Below are 17,531 nucleotides of genomic sequence, written 5' to 3'. Positions count from 1 at the left end.
GCCGGCCAGCACGCTCGGCACGCGTCTCGGGTTGCCCTCAATCGCCAGCCTGACAACTGCTCCACCGGCAAGGAGGCCTCATGCCGAACCCTGAACTGCAACATCACCCCGTGGTGGTGATTGGCGCCGGCCCATCCGGTGCTATCGCCGCCACCCTGCTCAAACGTCGGGGGCACGACGTGCTGGTCCTCGAGCGCCAGCGGTTTCCGCGCTTCTCGATCGGCGAAAGCCTGTTGTCGCACTGCATCGACTTCGTCGAGGAGGCCGGCATGCTCGATGCCCTCCAGGCGGCAGGTTTCCAACTGAAAAACGGCGCTGCCTTCGCCTGGGGTGAGGCGTACACCGACTTCGACTTTGGCCAGACCTTCAGCAAAGGCCGGCCGACCACCTTCCAGGTACAGCGGGCACGCTTCGACCAACTGCTGGCCGACCAGGCCGAAGCGCAAGGCGTGGAAATCCGCTACGAGCATGAAATCGTCAGCGCCGATATGGATGGGGAACGACCGTACCTGCAGGTACGCCGTGCCGACGGCAGCGAGTACCCCGTGCATGCCAGCTTCGTGCTCGACGCGAGCGGCTATGGCCGTGTGCTGCCACGGCTGCTCGACCTGGAGGCGCCGTCGAACTTCCCAGTGCGCCAGGCCGTGTTCACCCATATCGAGGACCGCATCGACCACCCAGGCTTCGACCGCGACAAGATCCTCATCACCACCCACCCCGAACACCGCGACATCTGGTTCTGGACCATCCCGTTCAGCGATGGCCGCACCTCGCTAGGGGTCGTTGCCGCTACCGAGCGCTTCGCCGACGCGCCCGGCGACCTGGACGCCTGCCTCAAGCACTTCGTGGCCCAGGCCCCCAGCCTGTCCAAGGTGCTGGCCAACGCCGTCTGGGACACCCCGGCGCGCGCCATCGGCGGCTACTCGGCCAACGTCAAGGCCCTGCACGGCAAGGGCTTCGCGCTGCTGGGCAATGCCGCCGAGTTCCTCGACCCGGTGTTTTCCTCGGGCGTGACCATTGCCATGCGTTCGGCCAGCATGGCCGCCGGCCTACTGCACCGCCAGCTGCAAGGCGAGGCGGTGGACTGGCAGCGGGACTTCGCCGAACCGCTCAAGCGTGGCATCGATACCTTCCGCGCCTATGTCGAAGGCTGGTACGACGGCAGCTTCCAGGACGTGATCCACCACCCCGGCAGCTCACCTGAGATCCGCGCCATGATCAGTTCGATCCTCGCCGGCTATGCCTGGGACCTGCGCAATCCGTTCGTCGTCGAGCCCAGGCGCCGCCTGCAGACCTTGGCCGAACTGTGCGCGAGGGCGCCGGCATGAGCCAGCAACCGTTCCTCAGCGACACCTACGTCGAAGAGACCCGCTTCGGCTTCTGGTTCCTGCGCAGCCACACCTGGCAGCATCATGTGCTGCGAGTGGCCATCAACGACCTGCGCCGCCTGTTCGACGACGAGCCGCCGCAGGCACCGGTACTGCTCGACGCCGGCTGTGGCCAGGGCAAATCGTTCAAGCACCTGCAGCAGGTGTTCGCGCCGTCGCGGCTGCTCGGCACCGATGCCGACCCGCACAGCCTCGAGCTCAGCGCGGCGGAGGCAGAACGCCTGGGACTCGACGTGGAACTGCGTGGCAGCGACTGCGCTCGATTGCAGTTCGCCGATGCCAGCATCGACATCCTGTTCTGCCACCAGACCTTCCACCACCTGGTGGAACAGGAACAAGCCCTGGCCGAGTTCTACCGGGTGCTCAAGCCCGGCGGTTACCTGCTATTCGCCGAATCTACCGAGGCGTACATCGACACCTGGGTGATTCGCTGGTTGTTCCGTCACCCCATGCACGTGCAGAAGAGCGCCGAGCAATACCTGCGGATGCTGCGCGATCAAGGGTTCGAATTCGCCTCGCACAACATCTCGTACCCCTACCTGTGGTGGAGCCGGGCCAAAGACTTCGGCCTGCTCGAACGCCTCGGCCTGCGCAAGCCGCCGCCCGTTGGCCAACGAGAAGAGACCCTGGTCAACGTAGTGGCACGCAAGCCCCTGGAGCATCCGTGAAGTACCTGCTGGCAATCATCCTGTGCCTGCTGCTCGGCGCCTGTGCCGCACGCCCGCCGCTGCCTACGCAGCTACCGCAGCTGGATCTGCCGCGGCAATTGCACGTCGAGCGCGAGCAGGCCGGGCAGCGCCAGGACTGGCTGCTGGTGATCCAGCGCGAGGAAGGCCGATTGCGCTGGTCGCTGCTCGACCTGCTAGGCATCCCCCTGGCCCGCCAACTGCTCGAAGGTGAACACTGGCAGGCCGACGGCCTGTTGCCACCCAACCCGCAAGCCCGCGAACTGTTCGCTGCCGTGCTGTTCGCCCTGACACCGTCCGGGCAATTGCCACAGCTCTATCCGCAAGCACATCAGCAGGGCGAGTTGCGCTGGTTGGGCGACCGTTGGCAGGTCACCTATCGGGCGGCCGACACCTTCGACTTGAACCTCGGCCAAGGCCTGCGCTATCTAATCAGCCCACTGCCCAGCGAGAATACGCCATGACCGCCTACCTCAATGCCTTGGGCCTGGTCTGTGCCCTAGGCCGTGGCCAAGCCGAAGTCGCCGCCCATCTGTTCGCGGGAGATTGCTCCGGCATGCAGCCCCAAGAGGGCTGGATCGCCGAGCGCAGCCCACCGGTCGGCGCGGTGACAGGCGAGCTCCCGGCAGTCCCCCTGCCAGGGCAGCACAGCCGCAACAACCAACTGCTGTACAGCGCCGCCCTGCAGATCGAGCCGGCCATCCGCCAGGCCATCGACCGCCATGGCGCCGGTCGGGTTGCGGTGATTCTGGGCACCAGCACCTCGGGCATCGCCGAGGCCAGCGATGGCATTGCCGAGTACCTCAAGACCCAGCACTTTCCCGAGCGCTACCGCTACGACCAACAGGAACTCAGCGCCCCCGCGAACTTCCTTGCCGACTGGCTACAACTAAGCGGCCCGGCCTACGTGATTTCCACGGCCTGCACGTCCAGTGGGCGTGCCCTGTCGAGTGCGCGCCGGCTGCTCGACCTGGGCCTTTGCGACGCGGTTCTGTGCGGCGGTGTCGACAGCCTCTGCGGCCTGACCCTCAACGGCTTCAGCGCCTTGGAAGCGCTCAGCGACCATCGCTGCAATCCGTTCTCGGTGAACCGCAACGGCATCAACATCGGTGAAGGCGCGGCGCTGTTCCTGATGACTCGCGAACGTAACCCCGCAGGCCCGTCCATCGCCCTGCTCGGCACGGGTGCCGGCTCCGATGCACATCACATCTCGGCGCCGGACCCAACCGGCAAAGGTGCCTTGCAGACCATGCGCAAAGCCTTGGACAATGCCGGCCTCGTGCCAGGGCAAATCGACTACCTGAACCTGCATGGCACCGCCACCCCCCATAACGACGCCATGGAAAGCCTGGCAGTGCATGAGCTGTTCGGTTCCGCACTGCCATGTTCCTCGAGCAAGCCCATGACAGGCCACACCCTTGGCGCCGCGGGCGCACTGGAGGCGGCATTCTGTTGGTTGAGCCTGAGCGAGCACAACCCGATGGGCCTGCTGGCGCCGCATGTCTGGGATGGCCAGGCCGATCCGCAATTGCCGGCCCTGTCGCTGACCAGGGCAGGCCAGTGCCTGAGCACGCGAAGCCCACGTCGATTGATGAGCAATTCGTTCGCCTTCGGCGGCAACAACGTCAGCCTGATTCTCGGAGACGTCCCATGATCCCCTGGCCATTGGCCGAGCTGCTGCCTCACGCCGGCGACATGATCTTGATCGACCAGGTCGACAACTGCGATGAAGAGCAGATACACACCCGCGCCACCGTTCGCCCCGGCGGCCTGTTCAACCGTGCCGACGGCAGCCTGCCAGCCTGGCTCGGCATCGAGTTGATGGCACAGAGCGTTGCCGCCTATGCCGGTTGCCGTGCACGCCGCCAAGGCCAGCCAGTGGCGCTGGGTTTCCTGCTCGGTACCCGCAAGTACGAATGTGACGTCGAGCACTTCCCGGCAGGCACCGAGCTGCACATCCACGCCTTGCGCTCACTGGAAGACGAGAACGGCATGGGTGTGTTCGAATGCCACCTGCGCGCCCCCGGCATCTACGCCACGGCCCGCCTGAATGTCTATCGCCCGCCGCAAGCGGCCAGTTACCTGGCTGAAGCAGGCCCAGAGGAGTCACCCCATGACTGATACCATCCTGGTCACCGGTTCGAGCCGGGGCATCGGCCGAGCCATCGCCCTGCGCCTGGCCCGCGCAGGCTTCGACCTGGTTCTGCACTGCCGCAGCGGTCGTACCGAGGCAGAGGCCGTCGCCAGCGAAGTCCGGGGGCTGGGCCAACAGGCGCGGGTGTTGCAGTTCGACGTCGCCGACCGCGCCGCCTGCCGGGCCATCCTGGAAAGCGACGTGGACACCCACGGCGCTTACTACGGGGTGGTATGCAACGCCGGGCTGACCCGTGACGGCGCCTTCCCCGCGCTGACCGACGAGGACTGGGACCAGGTCATGCGCACCAACCTGGATGGTTTCTACAACGTCCTGCAGCCGCTGACGATGCCGATGATCCGCCGCCGAGCACCGGGCCGTATCGTTTGCATCACCTCGGTCTCGGGGCTGATCGGCAACCGCGGCCAGGTCAACTACAGCGCCTCCAAGGCCGGCCTGATCGGCGCCGCCAAGGCCCTGGCGATAGAGTTGGGCAAACGCCGCATCACCGTCAATTGCGTCGCTCCCGGGCTGATAGACACGGCGATGCTCGACGAACACGTACCGGTCGAAGAACTGCTGAAGATGATCCCGGCCGGGCGCATGGGTACGCCAGAAGAAGTAGCAAGTGCGGTGAACTTCCTGATGTCGCCGGAGGCGGCCTACATCACCCGCCAGGTATTGGCGGTCAACGGGGGGTTGTGCTGATGCGCCGCGTCGTGGTCACCGGCATGGCCGGCCTTACCGCCCTGGGCAACGACTGGGCAACCATCGCCGGGCATTTCGCCAACCAGCGCAGCGGTATCCGGCGCATGGACGAGTGGGATCGCTTCGAGGAGCTCAACACTCGCCTGGCCGGGCCCATCGATGATTTCAACGTGCCTGGCCACTGGACCCGCAAGCAATTGCGTAGCATGGGCCGCGTCTCGCGCCTGGCGGTGGCTGCCGCCGAGCGCGCCCTGGCCGATGCCGGCCTGCTCGACGACCCGAGCATCCGCGACGGGCGCATGGGGGTGGCCTGTGGTTCTTCGACCGGCAGCACCGACGAAATCAAGGCCTTCGGCAACATGCTGCTGAACTCGGTGGCCGACGGGCTCAACGCCAACTCCTATGTGCGCATGATGCCGCACACCACTGCGGCCAACATCAGCATCTTCTTTGGCCTGACCGGGCGCCTGATCCCGACCTCCAGCGCCTGCACCAGCGGCAGCCAGGGTATTGGCTATGCCTACGAAGCGATCAAGTACGGTCGCTTGCCGATGATGCTCGCGGGCGGAGCCGAGGAGCTGTGCCCCACCGAGGCCATGGTCTTCGACGCCTTGTATGCCACCAGCCTGAAGAACGACACCCCGCACCTGAGCCCCCGCCCCTATGACAGTGGCCGCGACGGCCTGGTGATCGGCGAGGGCGGCGGCATGCTGGTGCTCGAAGAGCTCGAACACGCCTTGGCCCGCGGGGCACGCATCCACGCCGAAATCGTCGGCTTCGGCAGCAATGCCGACGGTCAGCACACTACCCGTCCGGAACAAGCCACCATGCGCCGGGCCATGGAGCTGGCGTTGGAGGACGCAGGCCTTGCCCCCGAGGCCATCGGCTACGTCAACGGCCATGGCACCGCTACCGAACAAGGTGACATCGCCGAGACCCTGGCCACCAGCAGCCTGTTCGGCCCGCGCATGCCGATCAGTTCGCAGAAGAGCTTCCTCGGCCACACCTTGGGGGCCTGCGGCGCGCTGGAATCGTGGTTCAGCATCGAGATGATGAACAGCGACCGCTACGTGCACACCCTCAACCTCGATCACATCGACCCACGCTGCGGCGAGCTGGACTACCTGCAAGGAGAGTTCCGCGCCATGAGCCGCGAGTACGTCATGAACAACAACTTCGCCTTCGGCGGGGTCAACACCTCGTTGATCTTCCGCCGCTGGCCCTGAAATACCACCCTACTGGAGAGCAAGGAATGTCTTCACTGATCCGCGCCGCGGCCCTGGGCCTGGCGTTGACCGCGCTGACCGGCTGCACCTCGAAGCCTGTGATGAACCCGGCGGAACAACTGGCCGCCAATCACGGCTACAGCCAGGCACAGGTGCAGTTGGCGATCCTCAAGGCCATCGCCGATCGAGGCTGGACCGCACGCAACGTTGGCCCCAACCTGATCCAGGCCGACATCACCGTACGCAACACCTTCTTCGCCGCGGTGGATATCCACTACAGCACCAGCCAGTTCCGCATCGCCTACCGCGACAGCCGCGAGCTGGGCTACAAGAACGGCAAGATCCACCGCAACTACAACCGCTGGGTCTACAACCTCGACCGCAGCATCCTGCGCGAGCTGAACCTTCTGGCCACCCAGAACATCCTGCAACAGCAGGGCACTGCAACCCTCCACAACTGATCGAGGAACGATCCCATGCGTCTGAAGACCTGGACCGCCACCACCGCCCTGTTGCTCTGTGCCCTGCCCGGCCTCAGCCAGGCCCGTGACACGGCGCTATACCTGCCGTTCGAGAAGGTCGTGCAGCAAATGCTGGCCGAGAAGAAGCTCGATGGTTCGGTGAAGTTCTACCTGGCCGGCGTGCAGCCACGTGGAAAGGTCAAGGTGATCAGCCCCAATGCAGTCACCAACAAAAAGACCAACGCGTTCAACAAGAGCGACGAGGCGGCCTGTGAGGGGGCATTGCAGTCAGCGCTGCTGACCTTGCAGGACGCCGCGCGCAAGGCCAATGCCAACGCCGTGACCAATATCGCCAGCTACTACAAGAAGAACGAGCGCAAGGACCCTGCGACCTATGAGTGCCATGCCGGTGCCGTGATCGCTGGCGTTGCCCTCAAGGGCGACCTGGCTCGCGTCGACTGACCCAGACCCGCGTCGATCACCGGCACGCTGGCTACTGAAAGCCTGTGCCGGTGAGCAATTCGGCAAAGGCCTTGGCCATCGCTGAGCCCGCGCCACTGCGCTGCACCAGCCACACCGCCGTCGTTGCCTCCTCGTCCAGCAGCAGCCGATACACCACCCCTTCGATGCGCATACGCTGGAACGACGCCGGCAACACCGACACCCCCAGCCCCGCCGATACCAGGCCGATGATGGTCATCGCCTCGCCCGCCTCCTGGGCGAAATGCGGGCTGAAGCCGGCCTGCCGCGCCAGGCTCAGCAACTGCGCATGCAGCCCGCTGCCATAGCTGCGCGGGAAAAACACGAACGGTTCAGGCGCCAGGTCGGCCATGTACACTCCCTGCTCGCGGCTCACAGCCAGCGGATGCGAGGCGTTGAGCACCGCCACCAGCGGCTCGCGAAACAGCTCGGTGGCCACCAAGCCATCTGGCAAGGGCATGGGGCGCATCAGCCCGACCTCGATGGACTCGTCGAATACCGCATCCGCCACGTCGCGGCTGCTCATTTCCTTGAGGTTCAGGTGCACCGCCGCAAAGCGCTGGCGGAAGGCATGGATGGCCTTGGGGATCTTCGAGGTGAAGGGCGCCGAGGAGGTGAAGCCGATCTTCATCTCGCCCAGCTCACCCAGTTGCGCGCGCCGCGCCACGTCGGCGGCCCTTTCCACCTGGGCCAGGACCTGGCGGGCCTCCTCGAGGAACAGCCGCCCCGCTTCGCTCAGCTCGACCCGACGGTTGGTACGCTCGAACAACCGCGCGCCCAGCTCCTGCTCCAACGCCAGGATCTGCTGGCTCAGCGGCGGCTGCGAGATGCCCAGTTGCTGGGCGGCCCGGCCGAAATGCAACTCCTCGGCCACGGCGATGAAATAGCGTAGATGGCGCAGCTCCATGATCGGCTCCAGACAAGTCGCAAAACGTCTTAAATAGGTCGAATAATATATTGGATCTAATCATTAGCCAGCTATATGCTTTTTCCATCGCAATACCGGCCTGCGCGCCCGAGGTACCCCGATCGTGAAAACAGCCGTAGCCCCGCTCCCCGCCGAACCTGAACCCGCCACGCCCGCGCTGGACGACACCTGGATCGAGAAAGGCACCCCGGCCTTCATGAAGACCGTGTTGGCCCTGTTCAGCGGCGGTTTCGCCACCTTCGCCCTGCTCTACTGCGTGCAACCGATGATGCCGCTGTTGTCGCAGGAATTCGCCATCAATGCGGCGCAGAGCAGCCTGGTGCTATCGGTGTCCACCGCCACGCTGGCCTTCGGCCTGCTGGTCACCGGGCCGATCTCCGACCGTATCGGGCGCAAGCCGGTGATGGTCTGCGCCCTGCTCTGCGCCGCCCTGGCGACCCTGGCCAGCGCGGTGATGCCGACCTGGGAAGGGGTGCTGGCGACCCGCGCGCTGGTGGGGCTGGCCCTGAGCGGCCTGGCGGCGGTGGCGATGACCTACCTGAGCGAAGAGATCCACCCGCAACACATCGGCCTGGCCATGGGGCTGTACATCGGCGGCAATGCCATCGGCGGCATGAGCGGGCGGTTGATCACCGGCGTGTTGATCGACTTCGTCAGCTGGCACACGGCGATGCTGACCATCGGCGGCCTGGCCCTGGTGGCGGCGCTGGTGTTCTGGAAGGTGCTGCCCGAGTCACGCAACTTCCGCCCCCAGGCGCTGAACCCGCGCAGCCTGCTGAATGGCTTCGTCGTGCACCTGCGCGATGCCGGCCTGCCCTGGCTGTTCCTCGAGGCGTTCTTGCTGATGGGGGCCTTCGTCACCCTGTTCAACTACATCGGCTATCGCCTGCTCGCCGAGCCTTACCACATGAACCAGGCGCTGGTCGGCCTGCTTTCGGTGGTCTACCTGTCGGGTATCTACAGTTCCGCCCAGGTGGGCGCCCTGGCCGACCGGCTAGGCCGGCGCAAGGTCTTCTGGGCCAGTATCGTGGTGATGGCGGGTGGGCTGCTGATGACCCTGGCCAGCCCGCTGGCGATGGTGATCCTCGGCATGCTGGTGTTCACCTTCGGCTTCTTCGGCGCCCATTCGGTGGCCAGCAGCTGGATTGGCCGCCGGGCCTTGAAGGCCAAGGGGCAGGCATCTTCGCTGTACCTGTTCTGCTATTACGCCGGGTCGAGCGTTGCCGGGACGGCGGGCGGGGTGTTCTGGCACCAGGCCGGGTGGAACGGGATCGGGCTGTTCATCGGCAGCTTGCTGGCGGTGGCGCTACTGGTGGCGTTGTACCTGAGTCGCTTGCCGGCCAAGACGGCCTGAGCAAGGGGGCTGCTTCGCAGCCCATTCGCGGGCAAGCCCGCTCCCACAGGGTCCGCGTCGATCACAAATGATGTGATTCGCAAGGCCGTGTGGGAGCGGGCTTGCCCGCGAATGGGGCGCGAAGTGGCCCCTTTTGCGCGATCAGTTGACGATCTCGACGATATCCACATCCACCTCGCGGCTCATCAGATGCTTTTCCACCTCGCCCGTCAGCTTGACCTTGGTCTTCTCGTCGAACGGCGTCGACGGCAGGTCTTCGTCGTCGATCTCAACGGTGATGGTGCCGGTGCTGTCCTTGAACTCGTACTTGTCGTCGTTGTTGATCTTCTTGGTCACGAACCCCTGCAGCACCACCGGGGTGTCGTCAGCGGCATCGTTGGCGGCGGCGACGGTGGTCACCGGCTGGGCACCCGGGCCGGTGTAACCGGCGGCCAGGGCGGTGGTGCTCAGCAGCGGGGCGAGGATCAGGGCAAGGTAACGGGTTTTCATGGGAATCGGGTCCTGTTTCGGTTTCGATGGGACCAGATTAGCGACGATCACTGAATTGAAACTTAATGCGACAGCTCGGGGCCGCTGTGCGGCCCCGGCCCAAGTCATGCGTGATAGCGCGCCGACAACTCGTGCACGGCGTTGATGAACACGCCGGCGTGCTCCGGATCGACCTCTGGCGTGATGCCATGGCCTAGGTTGAATACATGGCCGCTGCCGTGGCCGTAGCTTTCCAGGATCCGCGCCACTTCCTTGCGGATCGCTTCGGGCCTGGCGTACAGCACGGTCGGGTCCATGTTGCCCTGCAGGGCGACCTTGTCGCCGACCCGGCGACGGGCATCGCCGATCTCGCAGGTCCAGTCCAGGCCCAAGGCATCGGCACCAGCTTCGGCGATGCTTTCCAGCCACAGGCCGCCGTTCTTGGTGAACAGGATCACCGGCACCTTGCGGCCTTCGTGCTCACGGATCAGGCCACTGACGATCTTGCGCATGTAGGCCAGGGAAAATGCTTGGTAGGCCGCCGCCGACAGGTTGCCACCCCAGGTGTCGAAGATCTGCACGGCCTGGGCACCGGCCTGGATCTGGCCGTTGAGGTAGCTGGTGACCGACTGGGCCAGCTTGTCCAGCAGCAGGTGCAGGGCCTCGGGGTTGTCGTAGAGCATCGCCTTGGTCTTGCGGAAGTCCTTGGAAGAACCGCCTTCGACCATGTAGGTGGCCAGGGTCCAGGGGCTGCCGGAGAAGCCGATCAGCGGCACGCGGCCATTCAGCTCGCGGCGGATGGTGCTGACCGCATCCATGACGTAGCCCAGGTCCTTCTGCGGATCAGGGATCGGCAGCGCCTCGATGTCGGCCGGCGTACTGATGACCTTCTTGAAGCGCGGGCCTTCGCCGGTTTCGAAGTACAGGCCCTGGCCCATGGCGTCGGGGATGGTGAGGATGTCCGAGAAGAGGATCGCCGCATCCAGCGGGTAGCGGTCCAGCGGCTGCAAGGTGACCTCGCAGGCGAACTGCGGGTTCATGCACAGGCTCATGAAGTCCCCGGCCTTGGCGCGGCTGGCGCGGTATTCCGGGAGGTAGCGGCCGGCCTGGCGCATCATCCAGACGGGGGTGACATCTACGGGTTGCTTGAGCAGTGCACGCAGGAAACGATCGTTCTTCAGGGCAGTCATGTCGGCATCCAGCAAAAAAGTGCGGGCATTTTCTCAGAGGCCAGCACAAAAGGCACGGCCAGGACCATGCGTTTTGTCTATTGGATGCCGTGGATCAAGCATTTTTGTATACAAGAGCACGGCCAATCTGGGTTGAACAATCCTAGGGGCCGCGTTGCGGCCCCTAGGATCGATCAGACTTCGAGGTAGTCCAGGATACCTTCAGCGGCGGTACGCCCTTCGAAGATCGCCGTCACCACCAGGTCCGACCCGCGCACCATGTCGCCACCGGCGAACACCTTCGGGTTGCTGGTCTGGTGCTTGAACTTGCCCTTCTCCGGCGCCACCACGCGGCCCTGGTTGTCGGTCTGGATGCCGAACTGCTCGAACCACGGCGCCGGGCTCGGGCGGAAGCCGAAGGCGATGACCACGGCATCGGCCGGCAGGATCTCCTCGGAGCCGGGGATCGGCTCGGGGCTGCGGCGGCCACGGGCGTCCGGCTCACCCAGGCGGGTCTCGACCACCTTGACGCCTTCGACCTTGTCCTCGCCGACGATGGCGATGGGCTGGCGGTTGTAGAGGAACTTCACGCCCTCTTCCTTGGCGTTCTTCACCTCGCGGCGCGAGCCCGGCATGTTGGCCTCGTCACGGCGATAGGCGCAGGTGACCGACTTGGCGCCCTGGCGGATCGAGGTGCGGTTGCAGTCCATCGCGGTGTCGCCACCGCCGAGTACCACCACCTTCTTGCCCTGCATGTCGACGAAATCTTCCGGCGACTTCTCGAAGCCCAGGTTGCGGTTGACGTTGGCGATCAAGAAGTCCAGCGCGTCGTGCACGCCCGGCAGGTCCTCGCCCGGGAAACCGCCCTTCATGTAGGTGTAGGTACCCATGCCCATGAACACTGCATCGTACTCGGCGAGCAGTTGCTCCATGGTGACGTCCTTGCCCACCTCGGTGTTCAGGCGGAACTCGATGCCCATGCCGCCGAAGACTTCGCGGCGGTTGGCCAGCACGGTCTTCTCCAGCTTGAACTCGGGGATGCCGAAGGTCAGCAGGCCGCCGATCTCCGGGTTACGGTCGAACACCACCGGGGTCACCCCGGCGCGCACCAGCACGTCGGCACAGCCCAGGCCCGCCGGGCCCGCGCCGATGATCGCGACACGCTTGCCGGTTGGCTTGACCTTGGACATGTCCGGGCGCCAGCCCATGGCGAAGGCGGTGTCGGTGATGTACTTCTCCACCGAACCGATGGTCACCGCGCCGAAACCGTCGTTCAGGGTGCAGGCACCCTCGCACAGGCGGTCCTGCGGGCAGACCCGGCCACACACTTCCGGCAGGGTGTTGGTCTGGTGCGACAGCTCCGCAGCGGCCAGGATGTTGCCTTCGGAAACCAGCTTCAACCAGTTGGGGATGAAGTTGTGCACCGGGCACTTCCATTCGCAGTACGGGTTACCGCAGCCCAGGCAGCGGTGCGCCTGCTCCACGGACTGCTGCGGCTTGAAGGGTTCGTAGATCTCGACGAACTCCTTCTTGCGCTGGCGCAGCAGCTTCTTCTTCGGGTCCTTGCGCCCCACCTCGATGAACTGGAAGTCGTTGTTCAGACGTTCAGCCATTTTTCAAAACCTCTTAACAGCAGCCGCAAGCTACACGCTGCAAGCCGCAAGACGATCACTTAAGCCGGGCAAACCTCGTACTGCTTTTGCGTGCAGCGTGAGGCTTGCCACTTGCAGCTGTTGTTACTGCGGGTTGGCACGGGTGCTGGACAGCAGTTGCTTCAGGTTGGCCGCCTTCGGCTTGACCAGCCAGAAGCGCCGCACGTAGTCGTCCAGGTTCTCCGAGAGCTCACGCCCCCACTCGCTGCCGGTCTCTTCCACGTATTCGGCAAGGACCCGCGCCAGGTGGCTGCGGTAGGCCTCCATCGCTTCGCCACTGATACGCTGGATTTCCACCAGCTCGTGGTTGAGCTTGTCGACGAAGGTATTGTCCATGTCGAGCACGTAGGCAAAGCCGCCAGTCATGCCAGAACCGAAGTTGTAACCGGTCTTGCCCAGGACGCAGACAAAGCCGCCGGTCATGTATTCACAACAGTGATCGCCGGTGCCCTCGACCACAGCGTGGGCGCCGGAGTTACGCACAGCGAAGCGCTCGCCCGCGGTACCGGCAGCGAACAGCTTGCCGCCGGTGGCACCGTACAGGCAGGTGTTGCCGACGATGGCGCTGTGCTGGGTTTCGAACGGGCTGCCGGCAGGCGGCACGATGGTCAGCTTGCCGCCGGTCATGCCTTTGCCGACATAGTCGTTGGCGTCGCCTTCCAGGTGCAGGTTCAGGCCACCGGCGTTCCACACGCCGAAGCTCTGCCCCGCGGTGCCCTTGAAGCGGAAGGTGATCGGCGCCCCGGCCATGCCCTGGTTGCCGTGCAGGCGGGCGATCTCGCCGGAGATGCGCGCGCCGATGGAGCGGTCGCAGTTGCAGATGTCGAGCTCGAACTCGCCACCGGACAGGTCGCGGATCGCCGGCAGGGCCATCTCGACCATCTTCTCGGCCAGTTCGCCCTTGTCGAACGGCGGGTTCTTGTCGACTTCGCAGAACTGCGGCTTGTCGGCCGGGATGTGCGAGCTGCCCAACAGCGGCGACAGGTCCAGGTACTGCTGGCGCTCGGTGTCGCCCGGCAGCACTTCGAGCAGGTCGGTGCGGCCGATCAGCTCGCCGAGGCTGCGCACGCCCAGCTTGGCCAGCCACTCGCGGGTCTCCTCGGCGATGAAGGTGAAGAAGTTCACCACCATGTCGACGGTACCGATGTAGTGATCCTTGCGCAGCTTGTCGTTCTGGGTGGCCACGCCGGTGGCGCAGTTGTTCAGGTGGCAGATGCGCAGGTACTTGCAGCCCAGGGCGATCATCGGCGCGGTGCCGAAGCCGAAGCTTTCGGCGCCGAGGATCGCGGCCTTGATCACGTCCAGGCCGGTCTTCAGGCCGCCGTCGGTCTGTACCCGCACCTTGCCGCGCAGGTCGTTGCCGCGCAGGGTCTGGTGAGTCTCGGCCAGGCCCAGCTCCCAGGGCGCGCCGGCGTACTTGATCGAGGTCAGCGGCGAAGCGCCGGTACCGCCGTCGTAGCCGGAAATGGTGATCAGGTCGGCATAGGCCTTGGCCACGCCAGCGGCGATAGTGCCGACGCCGGCCTCGGCCACCAGCTTGACCGACACCAGCGCCTGCGGGTTGACCTGCTTGAGGTCGTAGATCAGCTGGGCCAGGTCTTCGATCGAGTAGATGTCATGGTGCGGCGGTGGCGAGATCAGGGTCACGCCCGGCACCGCATAGCGCAGGCGAGCGATCAGGCCGTTGACCTTGCCGCCTGGCAGCTGGCCGCCCTCGCCAGGCTTGGCGCCCTGGGCCACCTTGATCTGCAGCACTTCGGCGTTGACCAGGTATTCCGGGGTGACGCCGAAGCGGCCGGTGGCCACCTGCTTGATCTTCGAGCTCTTGATGGTGCCGTAGCGCGCCGGGTCCTCGCCGCCCTCACCGGAGTTGGAGCGGGCACCCAGGCGGTTCATCGCCTCGGCCAGGGCCTCATGGGCTTCCGGCGACAGGGCGCCGAGGGAAATACCGGCGGAGTCGAAGCGCTTGAGGATGTCCTCCAGCGGCTCGACCTGCTCCAGCGCCAGCGGCTGCTCGGCCACCTTCACGTTCAACAGGTCGCGGATCATCGACACCGGACGCTGGTCGACCAGCGTGGTGTATTCCTTGAACTTGGCGTAGTCGCCCTTCTGCACGGCGGCCTGCAGGGTGTTGACCACGTCCGGATTGTAGGCGTGGTACTCGCCGCCGTGGACGAACTTGAGCAGGCCACCCTGCTGGATCGGCTTGCGCGCGCTCCAGGCTTCGGCGGCGAGCAGCTTCTGGTCGTTTTCCAGGTCGACGAAACGCGCGCCCTTGATGCGGCTGGACACACCCTTGAAGCTGAGGTCGACCACTTCCTCGGCCAGGCCCACGGCTTCGAACAGCTGGGCGCCGCGGTAGGAGGCGATGGTCGAGATGCCCATCTTCGACAGGATCTTCAACAGGCCCTTGGAGATGCCCTTGCGGTAGTACTTGAACACTTCGTCCAGGTCGCCCAGCACCTCGCCGGTGCGGATCAGGTCGGCCAGCACTTCGTAGGACAGGTACGGGTAGACAGCCGAGGCACCGAAGCCCAGCAGCACGGCGAAGTGGTGCGGGTCGCGGGCGGTGGCGGTTTCCACCAGGATGTTGCTGTCGCAGCGCAGGCCCTGCTCGGTCAGGCGATGGTGCACCGCACCGACGGCCAGGGAGGCATGCACCGGCAGCTTGCCCGGGGCGATGTAGCGGTCGCTCAGCACCAGTTGGGTCTTGCCGGCACGCACGGCCTCTTCGGCCTGGTCGGCGATGTTGCGGATGGCCGCTTCCAGGCCGACGCTCTCTTCATAGTTGAGGTCGATCAGCTGGCGCTCGAAGCCTTCGCGCTCCAGGTTCATCAGCGAGCGCCACTTGGCGGGCGAGATGACCGGCGAGCTGAGGATCACCCGCGAGGCGTGCTCGGGGGACTCCTGGAAGATGTTGCGCTCGGCGCCCAGGCAGATCTCCAGGGACATGACGATCGCTTCACGCAGCGGGTCGATCGGTGGGTTGGTCACCTGGGCGAACTGCTGGCGGAAGAAGTCGTACGGCGAACGCACGCGCTGGGACAGCACGGCCATCGGCGTGTCGTCGCCCATGGAGCCGACCGCTTCCTGGCCCTGCTCGCCAAGCGGACGCAGGACCTGGTCACGCTCTTCGAAGGTGACCTGGAACATTTTCATGTACTGCTTGAGCTGGTCGGCGTCGTAGCTGGCCACGCCCTGGTCGTCGCTCAGGGTCGCCTGGATGCGCAAGGCGTGCTGGCGCAGCCAGCGCTTGTAGGGGTGGCGCGACTTGAGACGGTTGTCGATGGCGTCGGTATCGAGGATCTGGCCGGTCTCGGTGTCCACGGCGAAGATCTGGCCCGGGCCGACACGGCCCTTGGCCAGGACGTCCTCGGGCTTGTAGTCCCACACGCCGATTTCCGAGGCCAGGGTGATGTAGCCATTGCGGGTGGTGACCCAGCGTGCCGGGCGCAGGCCGTTGCGGTCGAGCAGGCAGACTGCGTGGCGGCCTTCGGTCATGACGATGCCGGCCGGGCCGTCCCAGGGCTCCATGTGCATGGAGTTGTATTCGTAGAACGCACGCAGGTCGGCGTCCATGGTCTCGACGTTCTGCCAGGCCGGCGGCACCAGCATGCGCACGCCCCGGAACAGGTCGATGCCGCCGGTGACCATCAGCTCGAGCATGTTGTCCATGCTCGAAGAGTCGGAGCCGACGCGGTTGACCAGTGGGCCGAGTGCCTCGAGGTCGGGAATCAGGTCGTTGGCGAACTTGGTGCGACGGGCCATGGCCCAGTTGCGGTTGCCGGTGATGGTGTTGATCTCGCCGTTGTGGGCGAGGAAGCGGAACGGCTGCGCCAGCGGCCACTTCGGCAGGGTGTTGGTGGAGAAGCGCTGGTGGAACACGCAGATCGCGGTCTTCAGGCGCTCGTCACCCAGGTCGGGATAGAAGGCGGCGAGGTCCGCCGGCATCATCAGGCCTTTGTAGATGATGGTCTTGTGCGAGAAGCTGCAGATGTAGTGGTCGGCGTCGTGGGCGTTGGCCACGGACGAACGACGACGGGCACTGAACAGCTTGATGGCGAACTCCTGGTCGCTCAGGCCTTCGCCACCGATGAACACCTGTTCGATCTGCGGCAGGCGCTCCAGGGCCAGGCGGCCGAGCACGCGAGTGTCGATCGGCACCTTGCGCCAGCCAACCAACTTCAGGCCGGCCGCGAGAATCTCACGATCCATGTTGGCGCGGGCCGCTTCGGCCTTCACCGGGTCCTGGTTGAAGAACACCATGCCGACGGCGTACTGCCCGGGCAGTTCGGTGGCGAAATGTTCCTGGGCAACGGCACGCAGGAACTGGTCGGGCTTCTGCATGAGCAGGCCGCAACCGTCGCCGGTCTTGCCGTCGGCGTTGATCCCGCCGCGGTGGGTCATGCAGGTCAGCGCCTGCATGGCGGTTTGCAGAAGATGGTGGCTCGCCTCGCCCGTCATATGGGCAATCAGTCCGAAACCACAGTTGTCCTTGAATTCTTCGGGATGGTACAGACCTGTTTTCATAGACACTTTCTCACCAGGTTCGCCTCTCAACCAAGGCAAATCTCTTTTTAGTACAACCACTTACCATCCACGCCGATCGAATGCCAGCTTTTTGCGGTGGGCAATGGGAAACCATTGTTGCACAGCGACAGCGAAGCTCACAAATTTTCAAGACGTTTCATTGAAAATTCATGTCGCATTTTTGAATGTTTTTGCACCATGCGCCGTGATAGCGGCTTGGCTCGAGTCTGAAGCGTTTCAGCCCTGACTGCAAGTGAGGCTTGTGGCCGGCAGTTCGGGACAGAAAAGCCTGCCGCGCGAGAGCACAGCAGGCTAGACGAAGTTCAGGAGTCGCTCAGCAACTGGGC

General features: G+C 65.0%; 15 protein-coding genes. 10 read left to right on the top strand and 5 right to left on the bottom strand.

All coding sequences use genetic code 11. The features are described from left to right. The first annotated feature begins 80 nt into the window (after nt 1–80). From WCE05_RS02810 to WCE05_RS02770, 9 genes are read left to right on the top strand one after another with little or no spacing between them, the layout of a single operon-like run. Complete coding sequence (locus WCE05_RS02810) at nt 81–1,328, top strand: NAD(P)/FAD-dependent oxidoreductase (protein WP_368815405.1); 1,248 nt, start codon at nt 81–83, stop codon at nt 1,326–1,328. Next, the gene (locus tag WCE05_RS02805; RefSeq protein WP_253090988.1) at nt 1,325–2,056 is read left to right on the top strand and encodes a class I SAM-dependent methyltransferase; all 732 of its coding nucleotides are present in this window, start codon (nt 1,325–1,327) and stop codon (nt 2,054–2,056) included. The genes WCE05_RS02810 and WCE05_RS02805 overlap by 4 nt, the downstream gene beginning before the upstream one ends. Then, entirely contained in the window at nt 2,053–2,538 is a 486-nt protein-coding gene (locus tag WCE05_RS02800; protein WP_253090987.1) for a hypothetical protein, read from the top strand. The genes WCE05_RS02805 and WCE05_RS02800 overlap by 4 nt, the downstream gene beginning before the upstream one ends. Next, entirely contained in the window at nt 2,535–3,728 is a 1,194-nt protein-coding gene (locus WCE05_RS02795; protein WP_225787519.1) for a beta-ketoacyl-[acyl-carrier-protein] synthase family protein, read from the top strand. The genes WCE05_RS02800 and WCE05_RS02795 overlap by 4 nt, the downstream gene beginning before the upstream one ends. Continuing rightward, nucleotides 3,725–4,195 carry a hotdog family protein gene (locus WCE05_RS02790; protein ID WP_225787520.1) on the top strand — a complete coding sequence of 157 codons (471 nt, stop codon included), beginning with the start codon at nt 3,725–3,727 and terminating at the stop codon, nt 4,193–4,195. Before WCE05_RS02795 ends, WCE05_RS02790 begins: the two co-directional genes overlap by 4 nt. Continuing rightward, on the top strand, nt 4,188–4,916 hold the full coding sequence (gene fabG / locus WCE05_RS02785) for a 3-oxoacyl-ACP reductase FabG (RefSeq protein WP_225787521.1): 729 nt from the start codon (nt 4,188–4,190) through the stop codon (nt 4,914–4,916). The genes WCE05_RS02790 and fabG overlap by 8 nt, the downstream gene beginning before the upstream one ends. Then, a complete protein-coding gene (locus WCE05_RS02780; protein WP_368815404.1) occupies nt 4,916–6,142 on the top strand; it encodes a beta-ketoacyl-ACP synthase in 1,227 nt (408 codons plus the stop codon). Before fabG ends, WCE05_RS02780 begins: the two co-directional genes overlap by 1 nt. Before the next feature lie 26 nt (nt 6,143–6,168). After that, the gene (locus tag WCE05_RS02775; protein ID WP_225787523.1) at nt 6,169–6,603 is read left to right on the top strand and encodes a hypothetical protein; all 435 of its coding nucleotides are present in this window, start codon (nt 6,169–6,171) and stop codon (nt 6,601–6,603) included. Nucleotides 6,604–6,618: 15 nt separating this feature from the next. After that, the gene (locus WCE05_RS02770; RefSeq protein WP_368815403.1) at nt 6,619–7,065 is read left to right on the top strand and encodes an excinuclease; all 447 of its coding nucleotides are present in this window, start codon (nt 6,619–6,621) and stop codon (nt 7,063–7,065) included. Between the two features lie 31 nt (nt 7,066–7,096). Here WCE05_RS02770 and WCE05_RS02765 read toward each other — a convergent pair whose 3' ends face one another. Continuing rightward, nucleotides 7,097–7,990 (bottom strand): LysR family transcriptional regulator, encoded by an 894-nt coding sequence (locus tag WCE05_RS02765; RefSeq protein WP_225787525.1) that lies wholly within the window; start codon nt 7,988–7,990, stop codon nt 7,097–7,099. A 124-nt stretch (nt 7,991–8,114) separates the two neighbouring features. Between WCE05_RS02765 and WCE05_RS02760 the strand changes: the two genes are divergently transcribed. After that, nucleotides 8,115–9,365 (top strand): MFS transporter, encoded by a 1,251-nt coding sequence (locus tag WCE05_RS02760; RefSeq protein WP_368815402.1) that lies wholly within the window; start codon nt 8,115–8,117, stop codon nt 9,363–9,365. Nucleotides 9,366–9,506: 141 nt separating this feature from the next. On the opposite strand, the gene WCE05_RS02755 is transcribed toward WCE05_RS02760, so the two are convergent. The 4 genes from WCE05_RS02755 to gltB form a co-directional block, all read right to left on the bottom strand. Further along, the gene (locus WCE05_RS02755; protein ID WP_225787527.1) at nt 9,507–9,854 is read right to left on the bottom strand and encodes a YgiW/YdeI family stress tolerance OB fold protein; all 348 of its coding nucleotides are present in this window, start codon (nt 9,852–9,854) and stop codon (nt 9,507–9,509) included. 104 nt (nt 9,855–9,958) lie between these two features. Then, a complete protein-coding gene (hemE, locus tag WCE05_RS02750; RefSeq protein WP_225787528.1) occupies nt 9,959–11,023 on the bottom strand; it encodes a uroporphyrinogen decarboxylase in 1,065 nt (354 codons plus the stop codon). A 173-nt stretch (nt 11,024–11,196) separates the two neighbouring features. Then, the gene (locus WCE05_RS02745) at nt 11,197–12,615 is read right to left on the bottom strand and encodes an FAD-dependent oxidoreductase (RefSeq protein ID WP_225787529.1); all 1,419 of its coding nucleotides are present in this window, start codon (nt 12,613–12,615) and stop codon (nt 11,197–11,199) included. Nucleotides 12,616–12,738: 123 nt separating this feature from the next. Next, nucleotides 12,739–17,184, bottom strand: coding sequence for a glutamate synthase large subunit (gene gltB, locus WCE05_RS02740; RefSeq protein ID WP_225787530.1), 4,446 nt, complete (start codon nt 17,182–17,184; stop codon nt 12,739–12,741). Nucleotides 17,185–17,531: the final 347 nt, after the last annotated feature.

It is taken from the genome of Pseudomonas sp. I2 (assembly GCF_040984075.1).
GTDB lineage: Bacteria > Pseudomonadota > Gammaproteobacteria > Pseudomonadales > Pseudomonadaceae > Aquipseudomonas > Aquipseudomonas guariconensis_B.
The sequence above is the reverse complement of the archived record's forward strand: the minus strand, read 5'-3'. Positions and strand labels throughout refer to the sequence as shown.